The sequence below is a fragment of the Streptomyces sp. NPDC020965 genome (assembly GCF_044333555.1).
Taxonomy (GTDB): Bacteria; Actinomycetota; Actinomycetes; order Streptomycetales; family Streptomycetaceae; genus Streptomyces.
On sequence record NZ_JBIRRE010000003.1, the window covers coordinates 113,150 to 138,902 of the forward strand.

The window sequence follows — 25,753 nt, forward strand, 5'->3', positions numbered from 1 at the left end:
CGGGCCGTCAGCCGCAGCGCGTGCCGTTCGCCGGGACCGTGCCCTCCAGCAGATAGGCGTTGATAGCGGTGTCCACGCAGTCGCTGCCCCGGCCGTACGCGGTGTGACCGTCGCCGTCGTACGTCAGCAGCGTGCCCGACGCCAGTTGGTCAGCGAGCCCCCGTGACCAGGCGTACGGGGTGGCCGGGTCCCGGGTGGTGCCCACGACCAGGATCGGCGCCGCGCCCTTCGCCTCGATCCGGTGCGGCTCACCGGTGGCCGGGGTCGGCCAGTAGGCGCAGTTCAGCGCCGCCCACGCGAAGCCCCGGCCGAACACCGGCGACGCCTTCTCGAACTCCGGGACCGCGGCCTCCACGGCGGCCGGGCCGGCGAAGGCGGGGGGCAGGTCCAGACAGTTCACGGCCGCGTTGGCGTACATCAGGTTCGCGTACGTGCCGTCGCTGTCGCGCTCGTAGTAACTGTCGGCGAGGGCGAGCAGCGGGGCACCGTCGCCGTTCATGGCGCTCGTCAGACCCTCGCGGAGCTGCGGCCACGCACCCTCGTCGTACATCGCCGCGAGCACACCCGTGGTGGCCAGCGACTCGCCCAGCTCACGGCTCTCACCGGTCGGCACCGGACGGGCGTCCAGCGTCGCGAAGAACGCCTTGAGGCGGGTGGCCGCATCCGCCACCGTCGTACTGCCCAGCGGGCACTCCGGCTGCCGCACGCAGTCCGCCGCGAAGGACCGGAACGCAGTCTCGAACCCCGCCGTCTGATCCAGATTCACCCGGCGGGCGGGGAGGGACGGATCGAGCGCGCCGTCGAGGACCAGCCGGCCGGTGCGCCCCGGGAACAGCTCGGCGTAGGTGGCGCCGAGGAAGGTGCCGTACGAGGCGCCGACATAGGTCAGCTTCGGATCGCCCAGCACCGCCCGGACCACATCCATGTCCCGGGCCGCGTCCACGGTCGAGACATGCGGCAGAACCGTGCCCGAACGCTTCTGGCAGCCCGCCGCGAACCCCTTGAACGCCGATGTCAGACGCGCGGCCTCGGCGGCGTCGTCGGGAGTCTGGTCGATCTGGGTGTAGGCGTCCATCTGCCGGCCGGTGAGGCATTCGACGGGCTCACTGCGGGCGACACCGCGCGGATCGACGGCGACCATGTCGTAGCGGGCGCGGACCGGGGCGGGGTAGCCGACCCCTGCGTACGCCTGGAGATAGCCGACGGCCGAACCCCCGGGGCCGCCCGGGTTGACGAGCAGCGAACCGATCCGCTTCCCGGGGCCGGTGGCCTTGATCCGGGCCACCGCCAGCTTGACGGAGTCGCCGGCCGGCTTGTCGTAGTCCAGCGGCACCTTCACCGTGGCGCACTGGAACTCCGGTACACCACATGCGCGCCAGGCCGGCTTCTGCCCGTAGTACGGGTCCAGCTCGGGGGGCGGGACGGTGGCGGCCGGGGTGGAAGCGGCGGCGCCGGAGTCCGGCCCCGAACCGGAACCGCGCGCCGAGCCCCCTCCGCCGCAACCGGATACCAGCAGGCCGGCAGCGGCCACCGCGAGGACGGAATGGCGGAAGAGGTGCCTTGGATGCATCCCCGGAGCGTAGGCGAAGGCGGCGAATGATGCCTATCCGTACTCGTATGGGTGAACTGGTGCCGTAGCGAAGACTGTCAGGCCGGCGCGGGATGGAGACGATTCGGGCGGTGGCGGCACGGGCGGTGTCCGTACGGGCGGTGGCGGCACGGGCGGTGACCAGACCAGAGCGACAGCGGTACGGGGCTCAGCTCGACCGGCGCGACCACCCCGACCGGCCCGGCAGCGACGGCGGTACGAGTACGGAGCATGTACGGGTACGGAGCGTGTACGGATACCGGTACGAGTACGGCTCAGCCCGCGCGCAGCGCCATCGTCATCGACTCGACCGCCAGCAGCGGAGCCACATTCGCCTCCAGCGCCGCCCGGCACGCCACCACCGCCTCTATCCGGCGCAGGGTGCGCTCGGGGGTGGAGGACCGGACGATCCGGTCGAGTGCGTCCCGTACGTCCTCATTGGCAATGGCGATCTCCGAGCCCAACTGAAGGGCGAGCACATCGCGGTAGAAGCCGGTCAGATCGCTGAGCGCGAGATCCAGGCTGTCCCGCTGCGTACGCGTCTTGCGGCGCTTCTGTCTGTCCTCCAGATCCTTCATCGCCCCGGCCGTCCCGCGCGGCATCCGGCCGCCCTGCGAGGCGCCGAGCGCCGCCTTCAGCTCGTCCGTCTCCTTCACATCCGTCTCGTCCGCGACCTGCTTGGCGTCCTCCGCAGCCGCGTCGATCAGCTCCTGCGCGGCCTTGAGGCAACCGCCGACGTCGTCGACGCGCAGCGGCAGCTTCAGCACGGTGGCCCGACGGGCGCGGGCCCGCTCGTCGGTGGCCAGCCGGCGGGCCCGGCCGATATGCCCCTGGGTGGCCCGCGCGGCGGCGGCGGCGACGGCGGGCTCGATGCCGTCGCGCCGGATCAGCACATCGGCGACGGCCGCCACCGGGGGCGTGCGGAGCGTGAGATGACGGCAGCGGGAGCGGATCGTCGGCAGCACGTCCTCCAGCGAGGGTGCGCACAGCATCCACACGGTGCGGGGCGCGGGCTCCTCGACCGCCTTCAGGATGACGTTCCCCGCGCCCTCGGTCAGCCGGTCGGCGTCCTCCACGATGATCACTTGCCAGCGGCCCACGGCCGGGGAGAGCTGGGCGCGGCGGACCAGCTCCCGGGTCTGCTTGACGCCGATGGAGAGCAGATCCGTGCGGATGACCTGGACGTCCGCGTGCGTACCGATGAGCGCGGTGTGGCAGCCGTCGCAGAAGCCGCAGCCCGGCTCCCCGCCGAGGGCCCGGTCGGGACTGACGCACTGGAGCGCGGCGGCGAAGGCGCGGGCCGCCGTGGGCCCACCGGACCCCGGGGGGCCGGTGAACAACCACGCGTGCGTCATCTTGGAGGCGTCGGGGCTCCGCTCACCGAGGGAGTCGGAGGTGACCAGGGCGTCGGCGTCGCGGGCCGCGGCGGCGAGCTGCGCCCGCACCCGCTCCTGACCGACGAGGTCGTCCCATACGGTCATCCGCCGTCACCTGCCCTCCGCGTGGCCGCTGTGTGGCCGTGGACCCGGGAGGTCCTCCCGGGGTCTCCATTGTGGGGCAGGGGTCTGACAACGAAATCCCACCCGGCCCCTTCAGCGCCTCCGGCCCCGGCCGTCGCCGCCGTCCGTGCCTTCGTCGTGGGGGCCGAGCAGTTCGTCCGCGAGGGACGGCAGATCGTCCAGGGGAGTCTCCTCCGCCCAGTCGGAGCGCCGGCGCGGACGGCCCGTCTCCGGGTCGATCTGCGGGAGCTCCCGCGTGCGGTCGTTGTCCCCGCTCGATCCGTCCGGCCCGGAAGATCCTGCCGCGGAGTCCCTGGAGCCGGCAGCCCCCGACGTGGCGGCCCCAGCGGAACGGGAAGATCCGCTACGGCCCTGCTCATCACGGAAGATGCCCGGCGGCACCCGGTCCACCGGCCGTTCGTCCCGTACGGGGGGAAGTACGGCGGTCTCGTCCATCGGCGCCGCGTCGCGCACCGGCGGGAGCACGGCCGTCTCCTCCATCGCCGATTCCCGGTCCGCCCGCGAGCGGTCCGCAGCGGCTCCCGACGGGCCGCCCGACGGCCGCTTCCCGTCCGCGGTGATCCTCGGCACCTGCTGGGTCTCGTCGTCCGGTCGCACCACCGGCGTCGGAACCGTGATCTCGTTGGCGGAAGGATCCGGGAGGTCGTCCGGTCGCACCACCGGCGTCGGCACGGTGATCTCGTTGGCGGAAGGGTCGGAAGGATGCGAAGGATGCGAAGGAGCTGAGGGGGTGTCCGGCCGGACGACGGGCGTCGGCACCGTCACCTCGGTGGGCGAGACCGACTCGGCGGCTGAAGCGGCTGAAGCGGCTGAAGCGGCTGAAGCGAGCCTGGCAGCCTCCGCCGCCTTCGCGGCCTTCGCGGCTTCAGCGGCAGCGGCCTGCGCCGCGGCGGCCTTGACCGCCGCGGCCTTCGCGACCGCCTCCTCCTCGGCCCGTCGCCGTACGGCATCCGCCTTCGCGACCGCTTCGGCCTCCGCCCTGCGCACCGCCTCCGCCCGCGCGGCGGCCTCCGCCTCCACCCGGCGCGCCTCCTCGGCGCGCAGCAGCGCCTCCTCGGCCCTGCGCTGCTTCTCCAGCCGGCGCTCCTCGGCCTCGGCCCGCAGCCGGGCCTGCTCCTCCGCCAGCTTGCGCAGCCGCTCCTGCTCGTCCCGGCGGGCCTTCTCCTCGGCCTCGCGCCGACGGCGCTCCTCGTCCGCGAGCCGGCGTGCCTCCTCGGCGCGCTGCCGCGCCTCCTCGGCCTGCCGCTCCACCTCGCGCTGCCGCGCAGCTTCCTCCTCCGCCTTGCGGCGGGCCTCCTCCTCGGCGCGCAGCCTGGCGAGCGTCTCCTGCCGCTCCCGCTCCAGGCGCTCCTCCTCGGCCTTGCGCGCGGCCTCTTCCTCCGCCTTGCGGCGTACTTCCTCCTCGGCCTTGCGACGCGCCTCGGCCAGCGCCGCCACCTCGGCATCGGAGAGTGGCAGCAGCCGGTCGAGCCGGTGCCGTACGACGGTGGTGACCGCCTCCGGCTCCTGGCCCGCGTCTACCACCAGATAGCGCGTGGGGTCGGCCGCGGCCAGCGTCAGGAAGCCGGCCCGGACCCGCTGGTGGAACTCGGCGGGCTCCGACTCCAGCCGGTCCGGCGCCTCGGTGAAGCGCTCCCGCGCGGTCTCGGGCGAGACGTCGAGCAGCACGGTCAGATGCGGTACGAGGCCGTCGGTGGCCCAGCGCGACATCCGGGCGATCTCGGTCGGCGACAGATCGCGCCCGGCGCCCTGGTAGGCGACGGACGAGTCGATGTACCGGTCGGAGATCACGATCGCGCCGCGCTCCAGCGCGGGCCGTACGACCGAACCGACGTGCTCGGCGCGGTCCGCCGCGTACAGCAGTGCTTCGGCGCGGTTGGACAGTCCGGCCGACGCCACATCCAGGAGGATCGAGCGCAGCCGCTTGCCGACCGGGGTCGCGCCGGGCTCCCGGGTGACGACGACCTCATGGCCCTTGGCCCGGATCCACTCTGCGAGGGCGTCGACCTGGGTGGACTTGCCGGCTCCGTCGCCGCCCTCCAGGGCGATGAAGAACCCGGTGGGCGCGGGCGCCTGCGCCGGGTCGGCGCCGCGGCGCAGCGCTTCGCCGAGATCGCGGCGCAGCGGCACTCCGGAACGGTCGTCCGTCTTGGCCAGGACGACCGCGGCGACCGGCAGCAGCAGCGCGCCGACCAGCATCAGGGTGAAGGCGGCGCCGCCGTAGACGAGGTCTTCGTTGGCGATCCGGTGCGGGCCGACGACGGCCGCGAGCAGCGGGGCGGCGAGCGCGCCGATGCCGATGGCGACCCGGACGACGGCTTGGAGGTGGCTGGTCATCCGGGCCTGCCGGGGCTCCTCCGACTCCTGGTCGATCAGGGCGTGGCCGGTGTTCGCCGCGACTCCGGCCGCGACTCCGGCGAGGAGGGCGAGGAACAGGACGGTCGCCAGATCGGGCACCAGGCCCATCGCCAGGAGGGCGATCCCGGTGACCGTGAGCGCGAGGGCGAGCAGCCGTCGGCGCGACAGGGTGGGCAGTACGGATCCGGCGGCACGGACACCGAGCACGGTGCCGCCCGTCAGCGCGAGCACGAGGAGGGCGAAGCCGGCGGGGCCGCCGCCGAGGTCCACGGCGTGCAGGACGGAGACGGCGACGGCCGCCGCGACGGCGCCCGCGACGGCGGCGCAGCCCAGCAGGAGGAACGGGACGGCCCCGGTGCGGCCCTTGTCGGGGCCCGCGTCCGTGGCGGGACGGCGCAGCCCTTCGAGCGGGGAGCGCGGCCGGGGGGTCGCCGACCCGGAGAGCCGGGCGAAGTACAGGATCACGACGGACGCCGCGAAGAGCCCGGCCGCGACGTAGGAGGCGAGGGCTGCCGGGTGGCGCGCGAACCAGTCGATCCCGGTGCCGAGGACTCGGCTGACCAGGGTGACCACGAGCAGGACGGCGGCGGCGGCCGGGATCGCCACGACGCTGGTGCGCAGCCAGAGCCGGCGCAGCGCGCCGAGGTGGTCCGGCAGCGGTCGTACCGCCGCGCCCTCCAGGGGCGGGGCGGGCAGCAGCGCGGGCGCCGCGCCGTCGCGGGCGACGGTCCAGAAGCGTTCGGCGATCCCGCCGACGAACACGGTGATCAGCAGGAGGAGGGCCGCGTGGGCCGGGGTCCAGTCGATCCACAGGGGCGCGACGATGAGCAGCGCGAGCCGCGTGCCATCGGCGCCGATCATGGTCCAGCGGCGGTCGAAGGGGCCCTTCGGCGAGGTGAGCGTCGTCAGCGGGCCGAGGAGTACGGCGCCGAAGAGCACGGTCGCGAGGACCCGGGCGCCGAGTACGGCGGCCACCGAGAGGGCGGCCCCGCGGTATCCGTCGCCGAACGTGCCCTCGGCCACCGCCGCCTGAAGGGTCAGCAGGAGCAGGACGAGAAGGGCGAGGGCGTCGCCGACGCCTCCGGCCGCCTGGGCGTTCCAGAGCCTTCTGAGCGACGGGACGCGCAGCAGGGCGCGGGGCGCCCGCTCACGGGAGTCGGCGGCGAGGGCGTCGGAGGCGTCGGAGCCCTGAGAGGTCTCTGAGACGGTGCTCACGACCACCGGCTGCTCGGCTGGCTGCTCGGATCGCGTCATCCGCCCAGCCTATCCGGACCGCCCTGGTCCCTGGCGGTTCCGTCCGAACATACGGACGTTCTACACAAAGCGCGGGGGTGGCTCCGCCGGGGGGCCCTCCCTCGCCCACGACCCTTGGGGCGCAAGGGATGCACCGGGTCCGTACGCGTCGGGCGCCGCCCCCGTGGCTGGGGGCGGCGCCCGGGGCGCGAAAGGGGCGCCTTCTCCTGGACCGGTCCGGGCCGTGAGGCTCCGACCGGGAATCCGGAGAAGGGCTCTCCGCCGGATCGAGTCCGGCCATGAGCCTCCGGAGAAGGGCTCTCCGCTGGATCGGGTCCGGCCATGAGCCTCCGGAGAGGGGGCTCTACTCGTCCGTGGCCGTGGCCTTCGCCGATGCCGCGGTCTTCTTCACCGCGGTCTTCTTGGCCGGGGCCTTCTTCGCGGCCGTCTTCTTGGCTGCGGTCGTCTTCGCCGCCGTGGTCTTCTTCACGGCCGTCTTCTTCGCGGGCGCCTTCTTGGCCGGTGCCTTCTTCGCCGTCTTCTTGGCGGGGCCCTTGGCGCGCTTCTCGGCGAGCAGTTCGTAACCGCGCTCCGGCGTGATGGTCTCCACGCTGTCGTCGGTCCGCAGGGTCGCGTTGGTCTCGCCGTCGGTGACGTACGCACCGAAGCGGCCGTCCTTCACGACCACCGGACGCTCGCTCACCGGGTCGGTGCCCAGCTCCTTCAGCGGCGGCTTGGCGGCGGCCCGCCCGCGCTGCTTGGGCTGGGCGTAGATCGCGAGCGCCTGCTCCAGGGTGATGTCGAAGAGCTGGTCCTCGGTCTCCAGGGAGCGCGAGTCGGTGCCCTTCTTCAGATACGGGCCGTACCGGCCGTTCTGCGCGGTGATCTCCACACCATCGGCGTCGGTGCCGACGACCCGGGGCAGCGACATCAGCTTGAGCGCGTCCGCCAGTGTGACGGTGTCCAGCGCCATCGACTTGAAGAGGGAGGCGGTCCGCGGCTTGACCGCGTTCTTGCCGGTCTTGGGGGTGCCCTCGGGCAGGATCTCCGTGACGTACGGGCCGTACCGGCCGTCCTTCGCCACGATCTCGTTGCCCGACTCCGGGTCGGTGCCCAGCGCGAAGTCACCGCTCGGCTTGGCCAGCAGCTCCTCCGCGTGCTCCACGGTCAGCTCGTCGGGGGCCAGGTCCTCCGGCACATCGGCGCGCTGGTGGCCCTCGGAGTCCTTCTCACCGCGCTCGACGTACGGGCCGTACCGGCCGACGCGCAGCACGATCCCGCTGCCGACCGGGAAGCTGGAGATCTCCCGGGCGTCGATCGCGCCCAGGTCGGTGACCAGGGCCTTCAGACCGCCGAGGTGGTCGCCGTCGCCATTGCCGGCGGCGGACGCGGTACCCGCCTCCGGGCCGCTGCCTGCACCGAAGTAGAAGCGCTTCAACCACGGCACCGCCTGGGCCTCGCCCCGCGCGATGCAGTCGAGGTCGTCCTCCATCTTGGCGGTGAAGTCGTAGTCGACGAGCCGGCCGAAGTGCGTCTCCAGCAGATTGACCACGGCGAAGCTCAGGAACGACGGCACCAGCGCCGTCCCCTTCTTGAACACATAGCCCCGGTCGAGGATGGTGCCGATGATCGAGGCGTACGTCGACGGGCGGCCGATCTCGCGCTCTTCCAACTCCTTGACCAGCGACGCCTCGGTGTAGCGGGCGGGCGGCTTGGTGGCGTGGCCGTCGACCGAGATCTCGTCGGCGGCGAGCGCGTCACCCTCGGCGACCTGGGGCAGCCTGCGCTCCCGGTCGTCCAGCTCGGCGTTGGGGTCGTCGGCCCCCTCCACGTACGCCTTCATGAAGCCGTGGAAGGTGATGGTCTTGCCGGAGGCACTGAACTCGGCGTCCCGGCCGTCGGCGGCCCTGCCGGCGATCTTCACGGTGACCGAGTTGCCGACGGCGTCCTTCATCTGGGAGGCGACGGTCCGCTTCCAGATCAGTTCGTACAGTCGGAACTGGTCGCCGGTCAGACCGGTCTCGGCGGGGGTGCGGAAACGGTCGCCCGACGGACGGATCGCCTCGTGCGCCTCCTGCGCGTTCTTGACCTTGCCGGCGTAGACCCGCGGCTTCTCGGGCAGATAGTTGGCGCCGTACAACTGGGTCACCTGCGCCCTGGCCGCCGCGATGGCGGTGTCGGACAGCGTGGTGGAGTCCGTACGCATATAGGTGATGAAGCCGTTCTCGTACAGCTTCTGCGCGACCTGCATGGTGGCCTTCGCTCCGAAGCCCAGCTTGCGGGATGCCTCCTGCTGCAGCGTCGTCGTACGGAACGGGGCGTACGGGGAGCGGCGGTACGGCTTCGACTCGACCGAGCGCACGGCGAACGAAGCGTTCTCCAGCGCGGCGGCGAGGGCGCGGGCGTTCGCCTCGTCCAGGTGGAGCACCTGGTCGGACTTGAGCCGGCCGTCGGAACCGAAGTCGCGGCCCTGGGCCACCCGACGGCCGTCGACCGAGTTCAGCCGGGCCGTGAGGGTGGACGGGTCGGAGGCGTCACCGGTGCGGCCGGTGGCGAAGGTGCCGGTCAGATCCCAGTACTCGGCGGAACGGAACGCGATCCGCTCCCGCTCCCGCTCGACCACGAGCCGGGTGGCGACGGACTGCACCCGGCCGGCCGACAGCCGGGGCATGACCTTCTTCCACAGGACCGGCGAGACCTCGTAGCCGTAGAGACGGTCGAGGATGCGGCGGGTCTCCTGGGCGTCGACCATGCGCTTGTTCAGCTCGCGCGGATTGGCCACGGCGTCCCGGATCGCGTCCTTGGTGATCTCGTGGAAGACCATCCGGTGGACGGGGACCTTGGGCTTGAGGACTTCGAGGAGGTGCCAGGCGATGGCCTCGCCCTCGCGGTCCTCATCGGTGGCGAGATAGAGCTCGTCGGACTCGGCCAGCTGCTCCTTGAGCTTTCTGACCTGGGCCTTCTTATCGGCGTTGACGACATAGACCGGCTGGAAGTCATGCTCGACATCGACACCGAGACGGCGCACCTCGCCGGTGTACTTCTCGGGCACCTCGGCCGCGCCGTTCGGGAGGTCGCGGATGTGCCCGACGCTCGCCTCGACGACATAACCGGGGCCGAGGTAGCCCTTGATCGTCTTCGCCTTGGCAGGCGACTCGACGATCACGAGTCGGCGGCCGCCGTGTGCGGTCTCGCTGGTCGGGGACAACTTCGCTCTTCTCTCCGGTCGACGCTCGGTGGGCAGTCGCGGCGGGTACGGCGCGCTGAGGCGCGTCGCTGTCGCACTGCTGTGGTGCTGCTGCCGCTGCGGAGTGTGACGGTACAACCCGCCCCCGTGTCAAACGGTGAAAGCCCGCAACGGCCACTCGAACGGTAACCCGAGTCCGGCCATTCCTGCCGCCCGGACCGGCACGACGCTGGCCGGGCGTCGCTCAGACCCGTCCGAAGCACCATGTCCCGAGGGCGAGGCAGATCACACCGAAAGCCGTGGTGAGTGCGGCGGCCGTGCCGGGACTCACCCCGTACGCGACCGGTGCGCGCTGGGTCATCCGCACCCCCGTCCACACCAGCAGCCCGGCCCCGAACAGCGCGAACGACACTCCGGCGAAGATGGCCGGCCCACTCTCCATACCCGTACCCCGTCCTGCTGCCCTGCCGAGGTGATGCGGGGGATCTCCCCCGGCGCCGAGGCTGACACCTCCGGACGTCGTGGGCGCGAATTGCGGGTGAACGGCGCGGGGGTTCACCCGGGCGGCGGTGGAACGCCCGGCTCGGCTGTTGTGCGGCTTCCGCCGTGGGCGGTCGTACGGGGCGCTGGGCGGGGGCGCGCCGGGCGGGTTGCTGTACGGGGCGATCGGCGGGTTGTCGTACGGGTTGGTCGGCAGGGCGCCGGGCGGGGGCGCGCCGGGCGGGTATCGGCTGGCACCGCAGCCGGGCGGGGGGCACCGGGCCGGCTGCGGCGGGTGGGGGCACCGGCCGGACGCACCGGGGCGCGGGCTGGCGGAACATTGGCCGATTGAGCCCCCTGCGCGGCGTGATTGCCCCCGTTCGCGGTGGGGAGGGCGCCGCACGGTGGCCACCGGGGGCGCCCTCCCCACCGGCTGCGGAGCAGGGCCCACCGGCCCGTCAACGCCCACCGGCGGACGGGGGAGCCGCTCAGCTTGAGGGCCGAGCGGGGGGGGCCGTTCAGGTTCGGGCCCGAGCGGGGAAGCCGTTCAGGCTGAGGGCCCGGCTCAGGCTGAGGGCCCGGCTCAGGCTGAGGGCCCGGCTCGGTGGCGCGGGCTCAGCCTTGGGTTCGGCTCAGTCGGTGGCCACCTGGTCGTGGTCGTGGGCGTCCGTCGGTACCGGCTCCAGGAACCCTTCCTCCACCAGTCGCCGGATGGCGTCGGGGGTGCGGTCCCGCAGCAGGACCGGGTCCTCGTCGATGAGCTGCGCGATGGCGTCCAGCAGCCGCCCGGCGGTCAGCGTCCCGTCACACGCTCCGGCGAATCCGGCGCCCACCGTGTCGACCTCGGTGGCCCGCCGCATCCCCCGGTTCTGCCGCAGCACCACATGCTCGGGGTGCTCCTCGCCCGGCAGCCCCACCTGCTCCTGCGACACCTCGGGCACCAGGGTGAAGCGGTCGGCGAGCAGGGCCGCGTCATCGCGCGTCCGCAGATAGTCCTGGCGCGCGAAATGGGCCCGGACGGCGTCGCCGAGCGGCTGCTCCACGGGGTGCGGCCACTCCTCGACGAGGATCGACGGCCGGTCGGCACCGGACTTCCGCAGGGTGATCCAGCCGAAGCCGACGGCCGTGGTCCTGCGCGACTCGAACTCGTCCAGCCACTCCTCGTACCGCCGGGCGTACCGCACCGGGTCACCGTGGTGGTCGCCGCTGTCCCGCAACCACAGCTCGGCGTACTGCGTCACGTCCTGGACCTCGCGCTGCACGATCCAGGCATCGCAGCCGCGCGGCACCCAGGAGCGCAACCGCTCCTGCCACTCCTCCCCCTCCACATGCTGCCAATTGGCGAGGAACTGGGCGTATCCCCCGTCGTTCAGCCGCTCTCCCGCTTGCTGAACGAGTGAGCGACAGAGATCGTCCCCACCCATCCCGCCGTCGCGGTAGGTCAGCCGGGCGCCCGGCGAGATCACGAACGGCGGGTTCGAGACGATCAGGTCGTAGGTGTCGTCACCCACCGGCTCGAACAGCGAGCCCTCCCGCAGATCGGCCTCCGGGGCCCCGGAGAGCGCGAGCGTGAGCCGGGTGAACCGCAGCGCGCGGGGGTTCAGATCGGTGGCCGTGACCCGGACGGCGTGCTGGGCCGCGTGCAGCGCCTGGATGCCCGAGCCGGTGCCGAGGTCGAGCGCGGTGGCGACCGGCGTGCGCACGGTGATTCCGGCGAGGGTGGTGGAGGCGCCGCCGACCCCGAGGACGACCTCCTCGGTCTGGCCGCCGGCACCTCCCGCGCCGCCGACCGCACAGCCGAGGTCGGAGACGATGAACCAGTCCTGCTCCTCGGGCCCGCCGAACGGCCGTACGTCCACCGTGGCGCGGACGCCGCCGTCGGCGTCGTCCCGCACCACCCAGCCGTCGGCCAGGCACTCCTCCAGCAGCGGCAGGGCGGCCAGCGCGCGCTCGTACGCCACGGGTCGCTGGAGCAGGAAGAGCCGTACGAGCGTGTCCAGGACGCCGTCCCCCGCGGTGGCGCGCAGGGCGGGCACGGTCTCGCCGCGGGCGAGCGCCGCGTACGCCGGGGCACCGAGGCGTTCGAGCAGGCCGTCGGCGGTGAAGGCGCCCGCGAGCAGCGCGTCGCGCAGCCGGGGGGCGAGGGCGGGCGAGGGAAGTCCTGGGGTGACGCCGGTCGTACTCACCCGCCCATTGTGGCCTCCGCCACCGACAGCCGCCGCCCCGGCCCACGGCGCCCCCGGGGGTGGCGCGGACTCAGGAGGACGAGCCTCCGGAGGGGCTCGGGGTCACCGGCTTGCAGCCCGGCTGCTTCGCCATGGCGTTGCCCGTCTCGCCCGACCGCAGCTTGTTCCGCGCGCTCTGGTTCTGCTCGATCTTCGCGAGCCCGTCCGCGACCGGCTGGAGCCCGTCCGCGAACTTCTGCTGGTCCGCGGTGTCCAACGCGTCGATCTGCTTCTTCAGATCCAGGTACGAGGCGGAGTTGGTGTCCAACTCCGCCGCCGCGTCCGTCACCAACTGCTCGCCGTTGTCGACGGGCGGGGTGCCGGAGTCTCTGAAGGCGGTCGCGAGCGCCTTGTTCACGTCGGAGAGATCCTGGAACGCCTTGGAGTCGGCGGCCTGGATGGCGGCCGGCTTGCCGTCCGACGCGGTCGAGCGGATGAGCTGCTCCGCGTCGGCCTGCTTCTTGATCTGTGGCTTCGCGGCGTCACAGTACTTCTTGGCCCAGTCGTCGACCGTGAATTTGTCCTCGTCGCCGCCACAGCCCGACAGGGCCAGTACCAGTACCGCACCACCGGACAGTGCGACCGCAAGCTTCTTGTTCACCGGATCGGTCCCTTCCAAGGCTCTCGGCCCCGGAACATACACGCCAAGTGGGCGACAACCGCGTGTCGTGCACCCGGTTCATCAGCTATTGAAGCCATTTGCACCAAGGGAGAGAAGGCTCACCACACGAGAAACGGGCGGGCGGCACGCCAATACGCGCCGCCCACCCGCCTTTTGAACGGTTGTCACAGATGTTCCGGATGAACGTTTTTTACGAGACCACCGCTGGATCCGGTGACTTCGTGTTCCGCTCGGCCGCGCCGGGCTCGTCGGCTCCCACCGCGATGCCCCGCCGCTTGGAGATGTACACCGATCCGACGATGACGGCGATGGCCAGCACCGCCACCACCGCCCGGGTGCCCGCGCTCGCGTCCTCCCCGTAACTGAACTGGATCACCGCGGGCGCGATGAGCAGCGCGACCAGGTTCATCACCTTCAGCAGCGGATTGATGGCCGGGCCCGCCGTGTCCTTGAACGGGTCGCCGACCGTGTCGCCGATGACGGTCGCGGCATGGGCCTCGCTGCCCTTGCCGCCGTAGTGGCCGTCCTCGACGAGCTTCTTGGCGTTGTCCCAGGCGCCCCCGGAGTTGGCGAGGAAGACGGCCATCAGGGTTCCGGTGCCGATCGCGCCCGCGAGGAACGAGCCGAGCGCCCCGACGCCGAGGGAGAATCCGACCGCGATCGGGGTCAGCACGGCCAGCAGACCGGGCGTCGCGAGTTCGCGGAGGGCGTCCTTGGTGCAGATGTCGACAACTCGCCCGTACTCCGGCTTCTCGGTGTAGTCCATGATCCCGGGGTGTTCGCGGAACTGCCGCCGCACCTCGTAGACCACCGCCCCGGCCGACCGGGCGACCGCGTTGATGGCGAGTCCCGAGAAGAGGAAGACGACGGCCGCGCCGAGGACCAGACCCACCAGATTGTTGGGCTGCGAGATGTCCATGACGAGATTCATGGGCGCACCGTCGCCGACTTTCTCGCCGACGTCCTTGGCCGCCGTCGCGATGGCGTCGCGGTACGAGCCGAAGAGCGCCGCCGCAGCCAGTACCGCGGTGGCGATGGCGATGCCCTTGGTGATCGCTTTCGTGGTGTTGCCGACGGCGTCCAGGTCGGTGAGGACCTGCGCGCCCGCGCCCTGGACGTCACCGGACATCTCGGCGATGCCCTGCGCGTTGTCGGAGACGGGTCCGAAGGTGTCCATGGCGACGATGACACCGACCGTGGTGAGCAGTCCGGTACCGGCGAGGGCCACGGCGAACAGGGCGAGCATGATCGACGTACCGCCGAGGAGGAACGCCCCGTACACCCCCAGACCGATCAGCAGCGCGGTGTAGACGGCGGACTCCAGGCCGATGGAGATACCGGCGAGGATGACCGTGGCCGGACCGGTCAGCGAGGACTTGCCGATGTCCTGCACGGGACGCCGGGTGGTCTCGGTGAAGTACCCGGTGAGCTGCTGGATGAGGGCGGCCAGCACGATGCCGATGGTGACGGCGACGAGCGCGAGGATCCGCGGGTCCCCACCGTGCGAGCTGATGGCGGCCTCGGTGACTCCTTCCAGTTCGGCGTACGAGGACGGGAGGTAGGTGTAGACCGCCACCGCGACCATGACGAGTGAGATCGCGGCCGAGATGAAGAATCCGCGGTTGATGGCGGTCATCCCGCTGCGGTCGGCGCGCCGCGGGGCGACCGCGAAGATGCCGATCATCGCGGTGACCACGCCGATCGCCGGAACGATCAGTGGGAAGGCCAGTCCGGCGTCGCCGAAGGCGGCCTTGCCGAGGATGAGCGCCGCCACCAGGGTGACGGCGTAGGACTCGAAGAGGTCGGCGGCCATGCCCGCGCAGTCGCCGACGTTGTCGCCCACATTGTCCGCAATGGTCGCGGCATTGCGCGGGTCGTCCTCCGGGATGCCCTGTTCGACCTTGCCGACCAGGTCGGCGCCGACATCGGCGGCCTTGGTGAAGATGCCGCCGCCGACTCGCATGAACATGGCGATGAGTGCGGCGCCGAGTCCGAATCCCTCCAGGACCTTGGGCGCGTCGGCCGCGTAGACGAGAACGACGCAGGAGGCACCCAGCAGGCCGAGGCCCACCGTGAACATGCCGACCACGCCGCCCGTACGGAAAGCGATCTTCATGGCTTTGTGCGCGACGGCCGTCAGATCCTTTTCCGGCTCGCCCTCCGCAGGTGTCGCCTCACGCGCGGCCGCGGCCACGCGCACATTCGCCCGTACGGCGAGCCGCATACCGATGTAACCGGTGGCCGCCGAGAAAAGCGCACCCACCAGGAAGAACACCGAACGACCGGCGCGTTGGGCCCAGTCGTCGGCGGGAAGAAGCAACAACAGGAAGAACACCACAACGGCGAACACGCCGAGGGTGCGCAACTGCCGCGCCAGATAGGCATTGGCGCCTTCCTGCACCGCCGCAGCGATCTCCTTCATGGAATCGGTGCCCTCGTCGGCCGCCAGCACCTGGCGCACCAGCACCTGGGCCACGACGAGCGCCGCCAGCGCCACCACGGCGATGGCGACGACGATCAAGCGATTGTCATCTGTCAGTACCGCGCCCGCTAGAGAAGTGGGGTGATCGATCAGTTCCGAGGTGAACAGCCCCGCCATTCGTCCTCCTTGACGTCGTCTCAGATCAAGATGTGGACGGATTGTAGGGAGCGGAACCTGATCAAAACAGGGCGCGGCAAACGCGATTGACCTTGAATGGCTACTCAGCAAATGATCGAGTACCGAAATCCTGCCCGAAAGAAGTAATGGGGCCAACGCGTTGACGCTTGATCAATGATCTAGATAAAAGGAAAGAGGCCCTGCTCAGCAGGGCCTCTTTAAAAAGACAATCATGGAGCCGAAGCTCCTGGTCGATCTTCTTCGATCCTATGGATCTTCCTGGGTCAGGGCAGAACGCCAACGGGAGCCGTCGGCCAACTCATCCGGATCACGCCGCCCTCGTCGCTGGAACCGACCTCCATGTCGTCGACGAGACCGCTGATGACCGCGAGGCTCATATCGTCCTCGCCGTCGTCGTCATCCGGAACGCCGGGCGAGCCGGAGCCCACCCCCTTGGCGGTCGTGCCCGCGGGCGGGACCCGGTCCCCGACCTCGATGGAGAAGGTCTTGTCCTCGTCGCTCAGCACGACCTGGACGGGGTCGGTGATCCCATGGCCGCGGTGCAGCCCGACGGCGCGACTGCACGCCTCACCGACCGCGAGCCGGACCTCGTCCAGCACGGCCTCGTCCACCCCGGCCCGACGCGCCACGGCAGCGGCCACCAGACGGGCGGTCCTGACGTGCTCGGGCTGGGCACTGAAGCGAAGTTCGACGGTGGCCATGACATCCCCCTCGGACGTACGGGCGCGTGCTTCTCAGGGGCCGGGCTGGATGCCCGGTACCCCGTGTTCTTCCGGCTGTCTGCGAAAGCCCCCGACCGACGTCAGTCGGTGGCCGCGACGGCTTCCTCGACCGTGGTGTGAATCGGGAACACCTTGGTCAGACCTGTGATCCGGAAGATCTTGAGAATGCGCTCCTGGTTGCAGACGAGACGCAGCGAGCCCTCATGCGCGCGCACGCGCTTCAGGCCGCCCACCAGCACACCCAGGCCGGTGGAGTCGAGGAAGTCCACGCCCTCCATGTCGACAACCAGGTGGTAGCTGCCGTCGTTCACCAACTCGACCAACTGCTCGCGCAGCTTGGGCGCGGTATACACATCAATCTCGCCACCGACCTCGACGACCGTACGGTCGCCACCAGGTCCGGACACATTGCGAGTCGACAGGGACAGGTCCACGGATCCTCCAGCACCTTGCTATCGAGCGGCCGCCCCCAACAGGTCTCCCCGGCGGAGCCGGGGGACGGTCGCCAGCCGCGATGGCATTCAATCACTTACCAGCAGGCATGCACGACGCCTTGAGACCATTGTCCGTCACGCCGGTGACACACTCGGTGCCGATGGCCAAGAATTTCCGTCCCAGACGACCGCCCGAGAGCGGGGAAACCCGCCCCTCCCCAGGTGCGATCCTCGATCGGCTCGCCGCAGGGGCCCAGCGGGCTACGCGCATCACTCATACGGAGCACTTGCCCCCCAGGCCGGGCCGCCATGCCGACTGGCCCGATCGCATCCGCCCAGAAGTGATCAACGCCATTCGGCTGATCGGTGTGGAGCGCCCCTGGGTCCACCAGGCGACCGCGGCCGCGCACGCCCTCGACGGCGAGTCGGTGGTGATCGCCACCGGAACCGCGTCGGGCAAGTCGCTCGCCTATCTCGCGCCCGTGCTCACCACCCTCCTGGACGGTTCCGAGGCTCCGAACGGCCGCGGCGCGACCGCCCTGTACATCGCGCCCACCAAGGCCCTCGCCGCCGACCAGTGCCGTTCGGTCCGGAATCTGGCCGCGCCCCTGGGCAACCGGGTGCGCCCCGCCGTCTACGACGGCGACACCCCGGTCGAGGAACGCGAATGGATCCGGCAGTACGCCACCTACGTCCTGACCAATCCGGACATGCTCCACCGCGGGATCCTGCCCTCGCACCCCCGCTGGTCCTCCTTCCTGCGCGCCCTGCGCTATGTCGTCATCGACGAGTGCCACACCTACCGGGGCGTCTTCGGCTCCCATGTCGCCCAGGTGCTGCGCCGCCTCCGCCGGATATGCGACCGCTACGGCGCGAACCCGGTCTTCCTGCTCGCATCGGCCACCGCGGCGGAGCCGTCCGTCGCGGCCGGACGGCTCACCGGCCTGCCCGTCCGGGAGGTGTCCGACGACGCCTCGCCCCGCGGTGAACTCGTCTTCGCCCTCTGGGAACCCCCACTCACCGAGCTGCACGGCGAGAAGGGCGCCCCCGTCCGCCGCACCGCCACCGCCGAAACCGCCGACCTCCTCACCGATCTGACCGTGCAGGGCGTCCGCACGGTGGCCTTCGTACGCTCCCGGCGCGCCGCCGAGCTGATCTCGGTGATCGCCAAGGAACGCCTCGCCGAGGTGGACAGCGCCCTGCCCCGGCGAGTCGCCGCCTACCGGGGCGGCTATCTCCCCGAGGAACGCCGGGCCCTGGAACGCGCCCTGCACTCCGGCGAACTCCTCGGCCTCGCCGCCACCACGGCCCTGGAACTGGGCATCGACGTCTCCGGGCTGGACGCGGTCCTCATCGCCGGCTACCCGGGGACCCGGGCCTCCCTGTGGCAGCAGGCGGGCCGCGCCGGGCGCGCGGGACAGGGCGCGCTGGCCGTCCTGATCGCCCGCGACGACCCACTGGACACCTTCCTCGTCCACCACCCCGAGGCGCTGTTCGACCAGCCGGTGGAGTCCACCGTCCTCGACCCCGACAATCCGTATGTCCTCGCCCCCCATCTGTGCGCCGCCGCCGCCGAGCTGCCGCTCACCGAGGCCGGACTGGAGCTGTTCGGCCCGGCGACCCGCGATCTCATGCCCCAGTTGGAGACCGCCGGACTGCTGCGCCGCCGCGCCTCGGGGTGGCACTGGACCCGGCGCGAACGGGCCGCCGATCTGACCGACATCCGCGGCGAGGGCGGCCGGCCGGTCCAGATCGTCGAGGAGGGCACCGGACGGCTGCTGGGGACGGTCGACGAGTCGGCCGCCCACACCGCGGTCCACGAGGGGGCCGTCCATCTGCACCAGGGCCGCACCTATCTGGTCCGGCGGCTCGATCTGGCGGACTCCGCCGCCCTGGTGGAGGAGGCCGTCCCGCCGTACTCCACCACCGCCCGTGACACCACCTCCGTCTCCGTGCTCGCGACCGATATCGAGATCCCATGGGGCGAGGGCCGCCTCTGCTACGGCTCCGTCGAGGTCACCAACCAGGTCGTCTCCTTCCTGCGCCGCAAACTCATCACCGGCGAGGTGCTCGGCGAGACCAAACTCGACCTCCCGCCGCGCACCCTGCGCACCCGGGCCGTGTGGTGGACGGTCACCGAGGACCAGTTGGACGCCGCCCGGGTCAATCCGGAACAGCTCGGCGGTGCCCTGCACGCCGCCGAACACGCCTCCATCGGGATGCTCCCGCTCTTCGCCACCTGCGACCGCTGGGACATCGGCGGCGTCTCCGTACCGCTCCACCCGGACACTCTGCTGCCGACGGTCTTCGTGTACGACGGCCACCCCGGTGGGGCGGGCTTCGCGGAACGGGCCTTCCACACGGCGCGCGAGTGGCTCACCGCGACCCGCGAGGCCATCGCGGCCTGCGAGTGCGAGGCGGGCTGTCCGTCCTGCATCCAGTCCCCCAAGTGCGGCAACGGCAACGAGCCCCTGCACAAGCGCGGCGCGGTCCGCCTCCTGACGGAACTGCTGAAGAACGCACCACCGGCGGCGGGACGACCTCCGACGACGGAAGGGTGAGCGGCACCTGGGGCGAGGGCATCAGGGGCGGCGGCGGGGGCGGCACGACGGTCGGCAGCGGCACACCGGCGGCGGGCCCGCCGTCAGAAGCACGGCGGTCAGACGGCCAGCGGCACCGCCGCCGGCAACCGAGCCGCCCGAGGTACCGGGGTGGGTGGGTAGGCGGGGCGGCCCGGGCGCCCAGGCCCGGGGAGCCGGGGAGACCGGGCGGCCCAGGGCCGGGGGGTCAGGTAGCCCGGGGGCGGGTAGCCCAAGGCCGGGGGCGGGTAGCCCGGGGTGGTCGGCGCGACCGGGGTAGCCGGCCGGCCCGCCCTGGCCGCCGCCACCCGAGCCACCGTCACCCGGGGGGCCGGGGCGCCGAACCGGCCGAGCCCGCCCGAGTCACCGGGTCACGGGTTACCGGGTAGCCGGGGCCATGAGGGTCACCAGGCGCCCGATCACGTCACCGGAGCCGCCGCCCGAGCAGCACAGCGACGAGGCCGGGATCGCCGGACCCCTACAGGGCCGATCCGGTCGCCCCGGCACGACCCAGACCAACCGCGCCGGCCAGGTCGGATCGATCAGCCCGGCCGGGTCGGAGGCTTCCCGCTGACAGGGGGCCTGATGCCCTTCCACGGCCCCGGGGAGTCGCCCACCCCGACAACCCGCCCCCGGGGGCCCTCCAGCGCTCCCGTCGCCCCAGACGGCCACGAGCGGCCGGGATGGACGGCGGACCCACGCGGTGCACTCACCCGGCGCCCCCGGGCGGCGCGGCGGGCCCACCCCCACCCGGCGCACCGGGTGGCCCCCGCTCGGCCGCGGGACCCGCCCGGGAGCGGACCACCGGCTTGTACGGCCCGAACCGGGCCCGCGCACTCACCTCGGCGATCTCGCCCCGGATGGCGCAGCTCACCACCTCCGCGTCCTGCGCTCCGGCCACCTCGGCAGCCTTGGCACAAGCGGGTGCCCGGCCCAGCAGGGCGTGGTCGGCCGCCGCCAGCGCGGCCAGGTCGGCGGCCGAACCCGCCCGATGCCGGGCCGCCACCGCCTGCCCCATCGCCAAGACCGCGGCGAACACCACGCAGAGCACGGTCGCCGCCATGGCCGTCCACACGGTCGCCGAGCCCCGGTCCCGGTCCCGGCGTGGATCATGGCGCATCACCGGCCTCCCCCGTCGGCCGAGCGGCCCGGGACCACCCCGCCCACCGTGTCCCCGCCCACCGTGTCCTCCGCGAGGGCAGCCGCCTCGGCGCTCAGGGTCAGCGCCGACACCCCGGGCCCCGGCAGTGGCGCCTCCACCCGCACCCGCCAGAGATCCCCCACCCGCCTCAGCGTGACCGTGGCTCCGGCCGGGGCGGCCGAGCGGGCCGCGGCCACCGCGACGGCACCCGGTTCGGAGCGCGCGGCGGCCCGCGCCCCCGCCCGTGCCGCGTCCACACACTGGATCTGCGCCGAGGCCGCCACCAGCCCCCACACCAGCGTCATGGCGAAGAGCACCAGGGCGGGCATGGCCACCGCCGCCTCCGCCGTCACCGACCCACGGTCGCCCGGCCGGGGTCGCGTCCCGGGACTCCGTCTGGACGCCCGCCGCTCAGGACCACACCCCCGGGCACCTGGCCTCAGGTCCCGCTCAGAACTTCGCATCGAGCGCCTTCCCGATCAACGCCCCCAGCGCGTCCGCGACGGCGGCGCTGGAGACGATCTTGTACAGAACCGCCGCGAAGGCACAGGCGGCGATCGTGCCCATGGCGTACTCGGAGGTGGTCATGCCGCCGTCCCCGAACCGGGCGCCCCATCTCCTCCGCAACGCGCGCAGACCACGCGCCACCTGCACCACGCGCACCACCCACACGGCCCGCACCGGCCCGCGCGACAGCCTCCGTGACCGCCCCCGAACCGCGCTCACTCCCGGACTTCCCATCCCGCTCAACCCCCTGTAGACGTCGTTCAATCGCCGTTCAACAACCCGCCCGCTAGCCCGATCACGACCGGTGCCACCCCGACCGCGAGGAACGCGGGCAGAAAGCACAGCCCCACCGGAGCCGTGATCAGGACCTGGGCCCGGCGGCTCCGCGCCGCGGCCGTACGCGCCCGGTCCGCCCGCAACCGCTCGGCCAGCCGCGACACCGGCTCCGCGACCGGCGCGCCCGTGGAGTCGGCCCGCTCCAGACAGCGGGCCAGCTCCGCCGCGCCCGGTATCTCGCCGAACCAGCGCCATGCCCGCGACGGCTCACCCCCGAGCCGCAACTCGGCCGCCGCCCGTACCAACCGATCGCCGATGGGGCCGCCCAGGGAGTCGCCGACCGCCTCCGCCGCCTCACGCGGTCCCGCGCCCGCCGAGACGCACGCCGCCAGCAGATCGGCCGCGAGCGGCAGCCGGTGATCGTCACCACCACCGACCGCCCCACCGCTAACCGCACCGCCGCCCGAACTGACCGCCGCACCTGGACCGACGGCGGTGGGGCCCGGCCGCCCGACAAGAGCCCGCCAGCCGCCGCGTCGGTGCTGGAGCGCGCCGGCCGCCGCCAGCCCGATCAGACCGCCCAGAACCCCTTCCACCAGGACGTATCCCGTGACGACCGCCCCCAGCGGCGGCGCCAGACGCCGTGTCCACAACCCATAGGCGGGCCGTCGGCGGGGGCGTTCCGGCTCCTGTCCGAGCAGCGCGTCGGCACGGCGGCGGCCCGTCCGCCCACGGTGTCGCGCGATGAGCGCGTGGCCCAGCCAGGCCGCCACCGCCAGCGCGAGCAGCACCGCCCACGGGCCGTGCGGAACATCGCCGGTCATCCCACACCCCCGCGCCGCGCGTCCCCCACGATCCGGGCGGCCCAGTAGACCCCGGCGGCCTCCAACGCTCCTCCGGTCAGCAGACACAGCAGACCCCCGGGGGTGTGCAGCAGCACCCGCAGCGGATCGGCGCCCAGTGCCCACCCCATGGCCAGACCCACCACAGGGAGCAGCGCCAGCAGCCCGATCGTCGACCGGGCCCCCGCCAACTGGGCCCGCAGATCTTCCCGCTGGTCCCGCTCTGCCCGCAGTGCGGCCTCCAGCCGGTCGAGCCCCGCGGCCAGCCCCGCCCCACTGTCCACCGCCACCCGCCAGCACACCGCGACTCCGGCCAACCCGTCCGCACCCGGCTGCCGGGCCGCCTCTCTCAGCGCGCCGGGCACATCGCCACCGAACCGGGCCGCCGCCACCACCGCCGACTCCGCCGTGCCCAGCCCGTCCGTGGCCCCGGCCGCGAAGATCAGTGCCCGCCCCGGCTGGAGCCCGGCTCTCAGCTCACCGGCGACCGCGCCACACAGGGCGATCACCTCGTCCGCCCGGCGCGCCCGCGCGCTGGCACGCTCCGCGGCCCGCAGCCTGCGCCGCTCCAGCGGCACCGCCAACACCCCGGCGATCAGCGGCAGCACCGACTCCCCCAACACGGCGACGACCAGCCCCACCACCGCGCACAGCCATTCCCGCCGCGCCCGCAGCAGCACCGGCAGCCGCTGCCACGGTCGGTGCGGCGGCTCCCGCACCACCCCACCACCGGCCGGCGACAGCATCGCCCGTAGGTGCCCCTGATCCCGGCCGGCCGTCAGCCAGGCCGCCGCGCCGGCGCACAGCGCCGCCGCGTACATCGGCTCCCGCACGATCACAGCGATCCCCCGATCAGTGCCCGCAGCCGCTCCCAGCCCCGGTCGTGGACAAAGCCCTCGGCGTGCCAGCGCAGCGCGGGCACCGTGACCACCAACCCCGCCGCGTCCCGCTCCAGCACGCGCACCTCGGCGATCCGCCGCCGGCCGGCGTGGTCCCGGACGACATGGATCACCACCGAGAGGGCCGCCGCGAGCTGACTGTGGAGCGCGGCCCGGTCGAGGCCGGCCGTGGTGCCGAGCGCCTCCAGCCGCGCCGGAACGTCCTCGGCGGCGTTGGCATGGACGGTGCCGCAACCTCCTTCGTGCCCGGTGTTGAGCGCCGCGAGCATTTCGGTCACCTCCTCGCCACGGACCTCCCCGACCACCAGCCGGTCCGGCCGCATCCGCAGGGCCTGTCTCACCAAATCCCGCAGCGTGACCCGGCCCGCGCCCTCCTGGTTGGCCGTGCGCGACTCCAGCCGGACCACATGGGGGTGCTCGGGGCGCAGCTCCGCCGAGTCCTCGGCCAGCACGATCCGCTCCCGCTCCCCGACGAGCCCCAGCAGACTGGAGAGCAGCGTCGTCTTACCCGAGCCGGTGCCGCCGCTGACGAGGAACGACAGCCGCGCGTCAATCAGCGCCCGAAGTGGACGGTCGCCCGCTGGCGGCACCGTCCCGGCCGCCACCAGCTCCTCCATCGAGAACGCCCGCGACCGCACCACCCGCAGCGACAGACAGGTCGAGCCGACCGCCACCGGGGGAATCACCGCGTGCATCCGGGTCCCGTCCGGCAGTCGCGCATCCACCCACGGGCGGGCGTCGTCCAGCCGCCGCTCGGCCACCGCCGCGAGCCGCTGTGCCAGCCGGCGCACCGACGCGGCGTCCGTGAAGGTCACATCGGTCAGCTCCAGACCGCCACCCCGGTCCACCCACACTCGGTCAGGCGCGGACACCAGCACATCCGTCACGGCCGGGTCGGCGAGGAGTGGCTCCAGCGGCCCGGTGCCCACCAGCTCGCAGCGGAGCCGCTCGGTGCCGCCCAGCACCTCGGCGTCCCCCAACAGCCGGCCCTGGGCCCGCAGGGCGGCGGCCACCCTGGCAGGCGTGGGCTCCGCCCCGCTCTCCGCGAGCCGCTGCCGCACGGCTTCCAGCAGCGTCACGCTCATGAGGTGCCGCCGCCCGGCAGCACCCGGTCCCAGAAGGCCGTACAGAAACTGGTTAGCGGCCCGCGCGCGATGCCCGGCACGACCACCTTGTCCGGAGCGGGCGGCGGTCCGGGCTCCCAGGGCAGTTCACCGACGAGCGGCAGTCCCAGCGAGGCCGCGACCCACTGCTCGTCCAGCCGGGCGGTGTAGGGGCCGCGCGCCACCACCCGCAGATCCTGCAGAACCAGGCCGATCACGGACGCCACCCGGTTCGCCGCGGCGACCGCCCGCAGCTCGCCCGGCACAACCAGCAGCCCGAGGTCGAGCTGGGCGAGCGCCTCAGCCGCGCCCGCATCCACCCGGCGCGGCAGATCGATCACGACCACGCCGCCACGCCTGCGCGCGGCGGCCAGCACCGACCGCATCGCCTCCGGCGGGACGACCACTGCGTCTCCCCGGTCCCAGCTGAGCACCCGGAGCTGATGGAGTTCGGGCAGCGACTCCTCCAGCGCCCCACCGGCGACCCGCCCCTTGGAGGCGGCGAAATCCGGCCACCGTCTTCCCTCGACCCGCTCGCCGCCCAACAGGACGTCGATCCCACCGCCGAGGGGGTCGCCGTCGACCAGCATGGTGCGGTGGCCGGAGCGGGCGGCGGTGACCGCGAGGGCGCAGGCGAGCGTCGACGCGCCGGCACCTCCGCTGCCCCCGATCACCCCGACGGTCAGCGCCGGGCGGCCGACCCCCTCGACCACATCGGCGATCCGATCGAGGAGCCAACCCTCCGCCTCGGGCAGCCGAAGCACGCTGTCGGCCCCGATCTCCACGGCCCACCGCCAGACGTCCGGCTCGTCCTGGTCGTGCCCGACGAGCAGGACGCCCGATCGACGGGTGACGTCCCGGCAGCGCGCCGCCGCATCGTCGCCGACGAGGACCAGCGGGGCGCTCTCCCAACTCCCCCGCCGCTCCGGCACCGAGTGATGGACCTCGGGCTCGGCTCCCGCCGCCGCGCACAGCCGCAGCAGATCGTCCAACAGGTCCGCGTCCTCGGTGACGATCAGGGGCCGGTTCCGCCGCTCTTCCCCGACCGGCGTGCCCCTGGAAGTGATAGATCCAGCCACGACTCCACCCCTCGCATACAGCGATCTCGCTTCGATACGAGATCGGTGATTCCTGGTGTCCGCGAACTACGCGGGTGGAATCACGGTGCGGCGCACTGGGAAATCGTGTGGATCTTGCTGGAAAACTGTGGACAACTAGCCACTTGTGAATATCTCGGTACCCCATACCGGTGACTCCCGCGAGCAGCCCTTCCGCTACGCACGGTGACGATGCAGAGTGATGGAAGGCCGTCGTCGGCGGAACCGGAGAAACCCGAGAAAAGGGGAGGGCGAAGAGAATGGATCTCGTCCAGGGGGCAAAAACACGTCCGGACATGCGACGACCCCCGCCGGGGGGG

The 25,753-nt window shown here is 72.6% G+C and carries 18 protein-coding genes; 1 reads left to right on the forward strand and 17 read right to left on the reverse strand.

Annotated features, from left to right (window positions below; translation table 11 throughout):
- Positions 1-7: 7 nt before the first annotated feature.
- From ACH4S7_RS10925 to bldG, 10 genes are all read right to left on the reverse strand, one after another.
- Positions 8-1,570: an alpha/beta hydrolase gene (locus ACH4S7_RS10925; RefSeq protein ID WP_398520821.1), complete on the reverse strand. Its 1,563-nt coding sequence runs from the start codon at positions 1,568-1,570 to the stop codon at positions 8-10.
- Between the two features lie 293 nt (positions 1,571-1,863).
- Positions 1,864-3,069, reverse strand: coding sequence for a DNA polymerase III subunit delta' (locus ACH4S7_RS10930; protein WP_398520822.1), 1,206 nt, complete (start codon positions 3,067-3,069; stop codon positions 1,864-1,866).
- A gap of 111 nt (positions 3,070-3,180) precedes the next feature.
- On the reverse strand, positions 3,181-6,720 hold the full coding sequence (tmk, locus tag ACH4S7_RS10935; RefSeq protein ID WP_398520823.1) for a dTMP kinase: 3,540 nt from the start codon (positions 6,718-6,720) through the stop codon (positions 3,181-3,183).
- Between the two features lie 343 nt (positions 6,721-7,063).
- Positions 7,064-9,907 carry a type I DNA topoisomerase gene (topA, locus tag ACH4S7_RS10940; RefSeq protein ID WP_398520824.1) on the reverse strand — a complete coding sequence of 948 codons (2,844 nt, stop codon included), beginning with the start codon at positions 9,905-9,907 and terminating at the stop codon, positions 7,064-7,066.
- A gap of 223 nt (positions 9,908-10,130) precedes the next feature.
- Positions 10,131-10,328, reverse strand: a complete 198-nt coding sequence (locus ACH4S7_RS10945; protein ID WP_398520825.1) for a hypothetical protein — start codon at positions 10,326-10,328, stop codon at positions 10,131-10,133.
- Between the two features lie 670 nt (positions 10,329-10,998).
- Entirely contained in the window at positions 10,999-12,552 is a 1,554-nt protein-coding gene (locus tag ACH4S7_RS10950; RefSeq protein WP_398520826.1) for a methyltransferase, read from the reverse strand.
- A gap of 70 nt (positions 12,553-12,622) precedes the next feature.
- Positions 12,623-13,192, reverse strand: a complete 570-nt coding sequence (locus ACH4S7_RS10955; protein ID WP_398520827.1) for a small secreted protein — start codon at positions 13,190-13,192, stop codon at positions 12,623-12,625.
- A 211-nt stretch (positions 13,193-13,403) separates the two neighbouring features.
- Positions 13,404-15,812, reverse strand: coding sequence for a sodium-translocating pyrophosphatase (locus ACH4S7_RS10960; protein WP_398520828.1), 2,409 nt, complete (start codon positions 15,810-15,812; stop codon positions 13,404-13,406).
- Positions 15,813-16,096: 284 nt separating this feature from the next.
- On the reverse strand, positions 16,097-16,534 hold the full coding sequence (locus ACH4S7_RS10965) for an ATP-binding protein (protein ID WP_398520829.1): 438 nt from the start codon (positions 16,532-16,534) through the stop codon (positions 16,097-16,099).
- A 101-nt stretch (positions 16,535-16,635) separates the two neighbouring features.
- Complete coding sequence (gene bldG, locus ACH4S7_RS10970; protein WP_078075833.1) at positions 16,636-16,989, reverse strand: anti-sigma factor antagonist BldG; 354 nt, start codon at positions 16,987-16,989, stop codon at positions 16,636-16,638.
- 80 nt (positions 16,990-17,069) lie between these two features.
- Between bldG and ACH4S7_RS10975 the strand changes: the two genes are divergently transcribed.
- Positions 17,070-19,550, forward strand: a complete 2,481-nt coding sequence (locus ACH4S7_RS10975) for a DEAD/DEAH box helicase (protein ID WP_398520830.1) — start codon at positions 17,070-17,072, stop codon at positions 19,548-19,550.
- Between the two features lie 727 nt (positions 19,551-20,277).
- Here ACH4S7_RS10975 and ACH4S7_RS10980 read toward each other — a convergent pair.
- The 7 genes from ACH4S7_RS10980 to ssd all read right to left on the reverse strand — a co-directional run bounded on the left by ACH4S7_RS10980 (position 20,278) and on the right by ssd (position 25,415).
- Positions 20,278-20,688, reverse strand: a complete 411-nt coding sequence (locus ACH4S7_RS10980; RefSeq protein WP_398520831.1) for an Rv3654c family TadE-like protein — start codon at positions 20,686-20,688, stop codon at positions 20,278-20,280.
- On the reverse strand, positions 20,688-21,173 hold the full coding sequence (locus ACH4S7_RS10985) for a TadE family type IV pilus minor pilin (protein WP_398520832.1): 486 nt from the start codon (positions 21,171-21,173) through the stop codon (positions 20,688-20,690). The genes ACH4S7_RS10980 and ACH4S7_RS10985 overlap by 1 nt, the downstream gene beginning before the upstream one ends.
- The gene (locus tag ACH4S7_RS10990) at positions 21,160-21,381 is read right to left on the reverse strand and encodes a DUF4244 domain-containing protein (RefSeq protein ID WP_398521349.1); all 222 of its coding nucleotides are present in this window, start codon (positions 21,379-21,381) and stop codon (positions 21,160-21,162) included. Before ACH4S7_RS10990 ends, ACH4S7_RS10985 begins: the two co-directional genes overlap by 14 nt.
- A 95-nt stretch (positions 21,382-21,476) precedes the next feature.
- The gene (locus ACH4S7_RS10995; protein ID WP_398520833.1) at positions 21,477-22,316 is read right to left on the reverse strand and encodes a type II secretion system F family protein; all 840 of its coding nucleotides are present in this window, start codon (positions 22,314-22,316) and stop codon (positions 21,477-21,479) included.
- On the reverse strand, positions 22,313-23,155 hold the full coding sequence (locus ACH4S7_RS11000; RefSeq protein ID WP_398521350.1) for a type II secretion system F family protein: 843 nt from the start codon (positions 23,153-23,155) through the stop codon (positions 22,313-22,315). The genes ACH4S7_RS10995 and ACH4S7_RS11000 overlap by 4 nt, the downstream gene beginning before the upstream one ends.
- A 14-nt stretch (positions 23,156-23,169) precedes the next feature.
- Positions 23,170-24,318 carry a TadA family conjugal transfer-associated ATPase gene (locus ACH4S7_RS11005; protein ID WP_398520834.1) on the reverse strand — a complete coding sequence of 383 codons (1,149 nt, stop codon included), beginning with the start codon at positions 24,316-24,318 and terminating at the stop codon, positions 23,170-23,172.
- Entirely contained in the window at positions 24,315-25,415 is a 1,101-nt protein-coding gene (gene ssd, locus ACH4S7_RS11010) for a septum site-determining protein Ssd (RefSeq protein WP_398520835.1), read from the reverse strand. Before ssd ends, ACH4S7_RS11005 begins: the two co-directional genes overlap by 4 nt.
- Positions 25,416-25,753: the final 338 nt, after the last annotated feature.

Bases quoted from the DNA above. Each gene is read 5' to 3' on its own strand.
- ACH4S7_RS10925 (WP_398520821.1), bottom strand. From the start codon at position 1,570: ATGCATCCAAGGCACCTCTTCCGCCATTCCGTCCTCGCGGTGGCCGCT.
- ACH4S7_RS10930 (WP_398520822.1), bottom strand. From the start codon at position 3,069: ATGACCGTATGGGACGACCTCGTCGGTCAGGAGCGGGTGCGGGCGCAG.
- tmk (WP_398520823.1), bottom strand. From the start codon at position 6,720: ATGACGCGATCCGAGCAGCCAGCCGAGCAGCCGGTGGTCGTGAGCACC.
- ACH4S7_RS10945 (WP_398520825.1), bottom strand. From the start codon at position 10,328: ATGGAGAGTGGGCCGGCCATCTTCGCCGGAGTGTCGTTCGCGCTGTTC.
- ACH4S7_RS10960 (WP_398520828.1), bottom strand. From the start codon at position 15,812: ATGGCGGGGCTGTTCACCTCGGAACTGATCGATCACCCCACTTCTCTA.
- ACH4S7_RS10965 (WP_398520829.1), bottom strand. From the start codon at position 16,534: ATGGCCACCGTCGAACTTCGCTTCAGTGCCCAGCCCGAGCACGTCAGG.
- ACH4S7_RS10975 (WP_398520830.1), top strand. From the start codon at position 17,070: ATGGCATTCAATCACTTACCAGCAGGCATGCACGACGCCTTGAGACCA.
- ACH4S7_RS10980 (WP_398520831.1), bottom strand. From the start codon at position 20,688: ATGCGCCATGATCCACGCCGGGACCGGGACCGGGGCTCGGCGACCGTG.
- ACH4S7_RS10985 (WP_398520832.1), bottom strand. From the start codon at position 21,173: ATGCGAAGTTCTGAGCGGGACCTGAGGCCAGGTGCCCGGGGGTGTGGT.
- ACH4S7_RS10995 (WP_398520833.1), bottom strand. From the start codon at position 22,316: ATGACCGGCGATGTTCCGCACGGCCCGTGGGCGGTGCTGCTCGCGCTG.
- ACH4S7_RS11000 (WP_398521350.1), bottom strand. From the start codon at position 23,155: ATGTACGCGGCGGCGCTGTGCGCCGGCGCGGCGGCCTGGCTGACGGCC.
- ACH4S7_RS11005 (WP_398520834.1), bottom strand. From the start codon at position 24,318: ATGAGCGTGACGCTGCTGGAAGCCGTGCGGCAGCGGCTCGCGGAGAGC.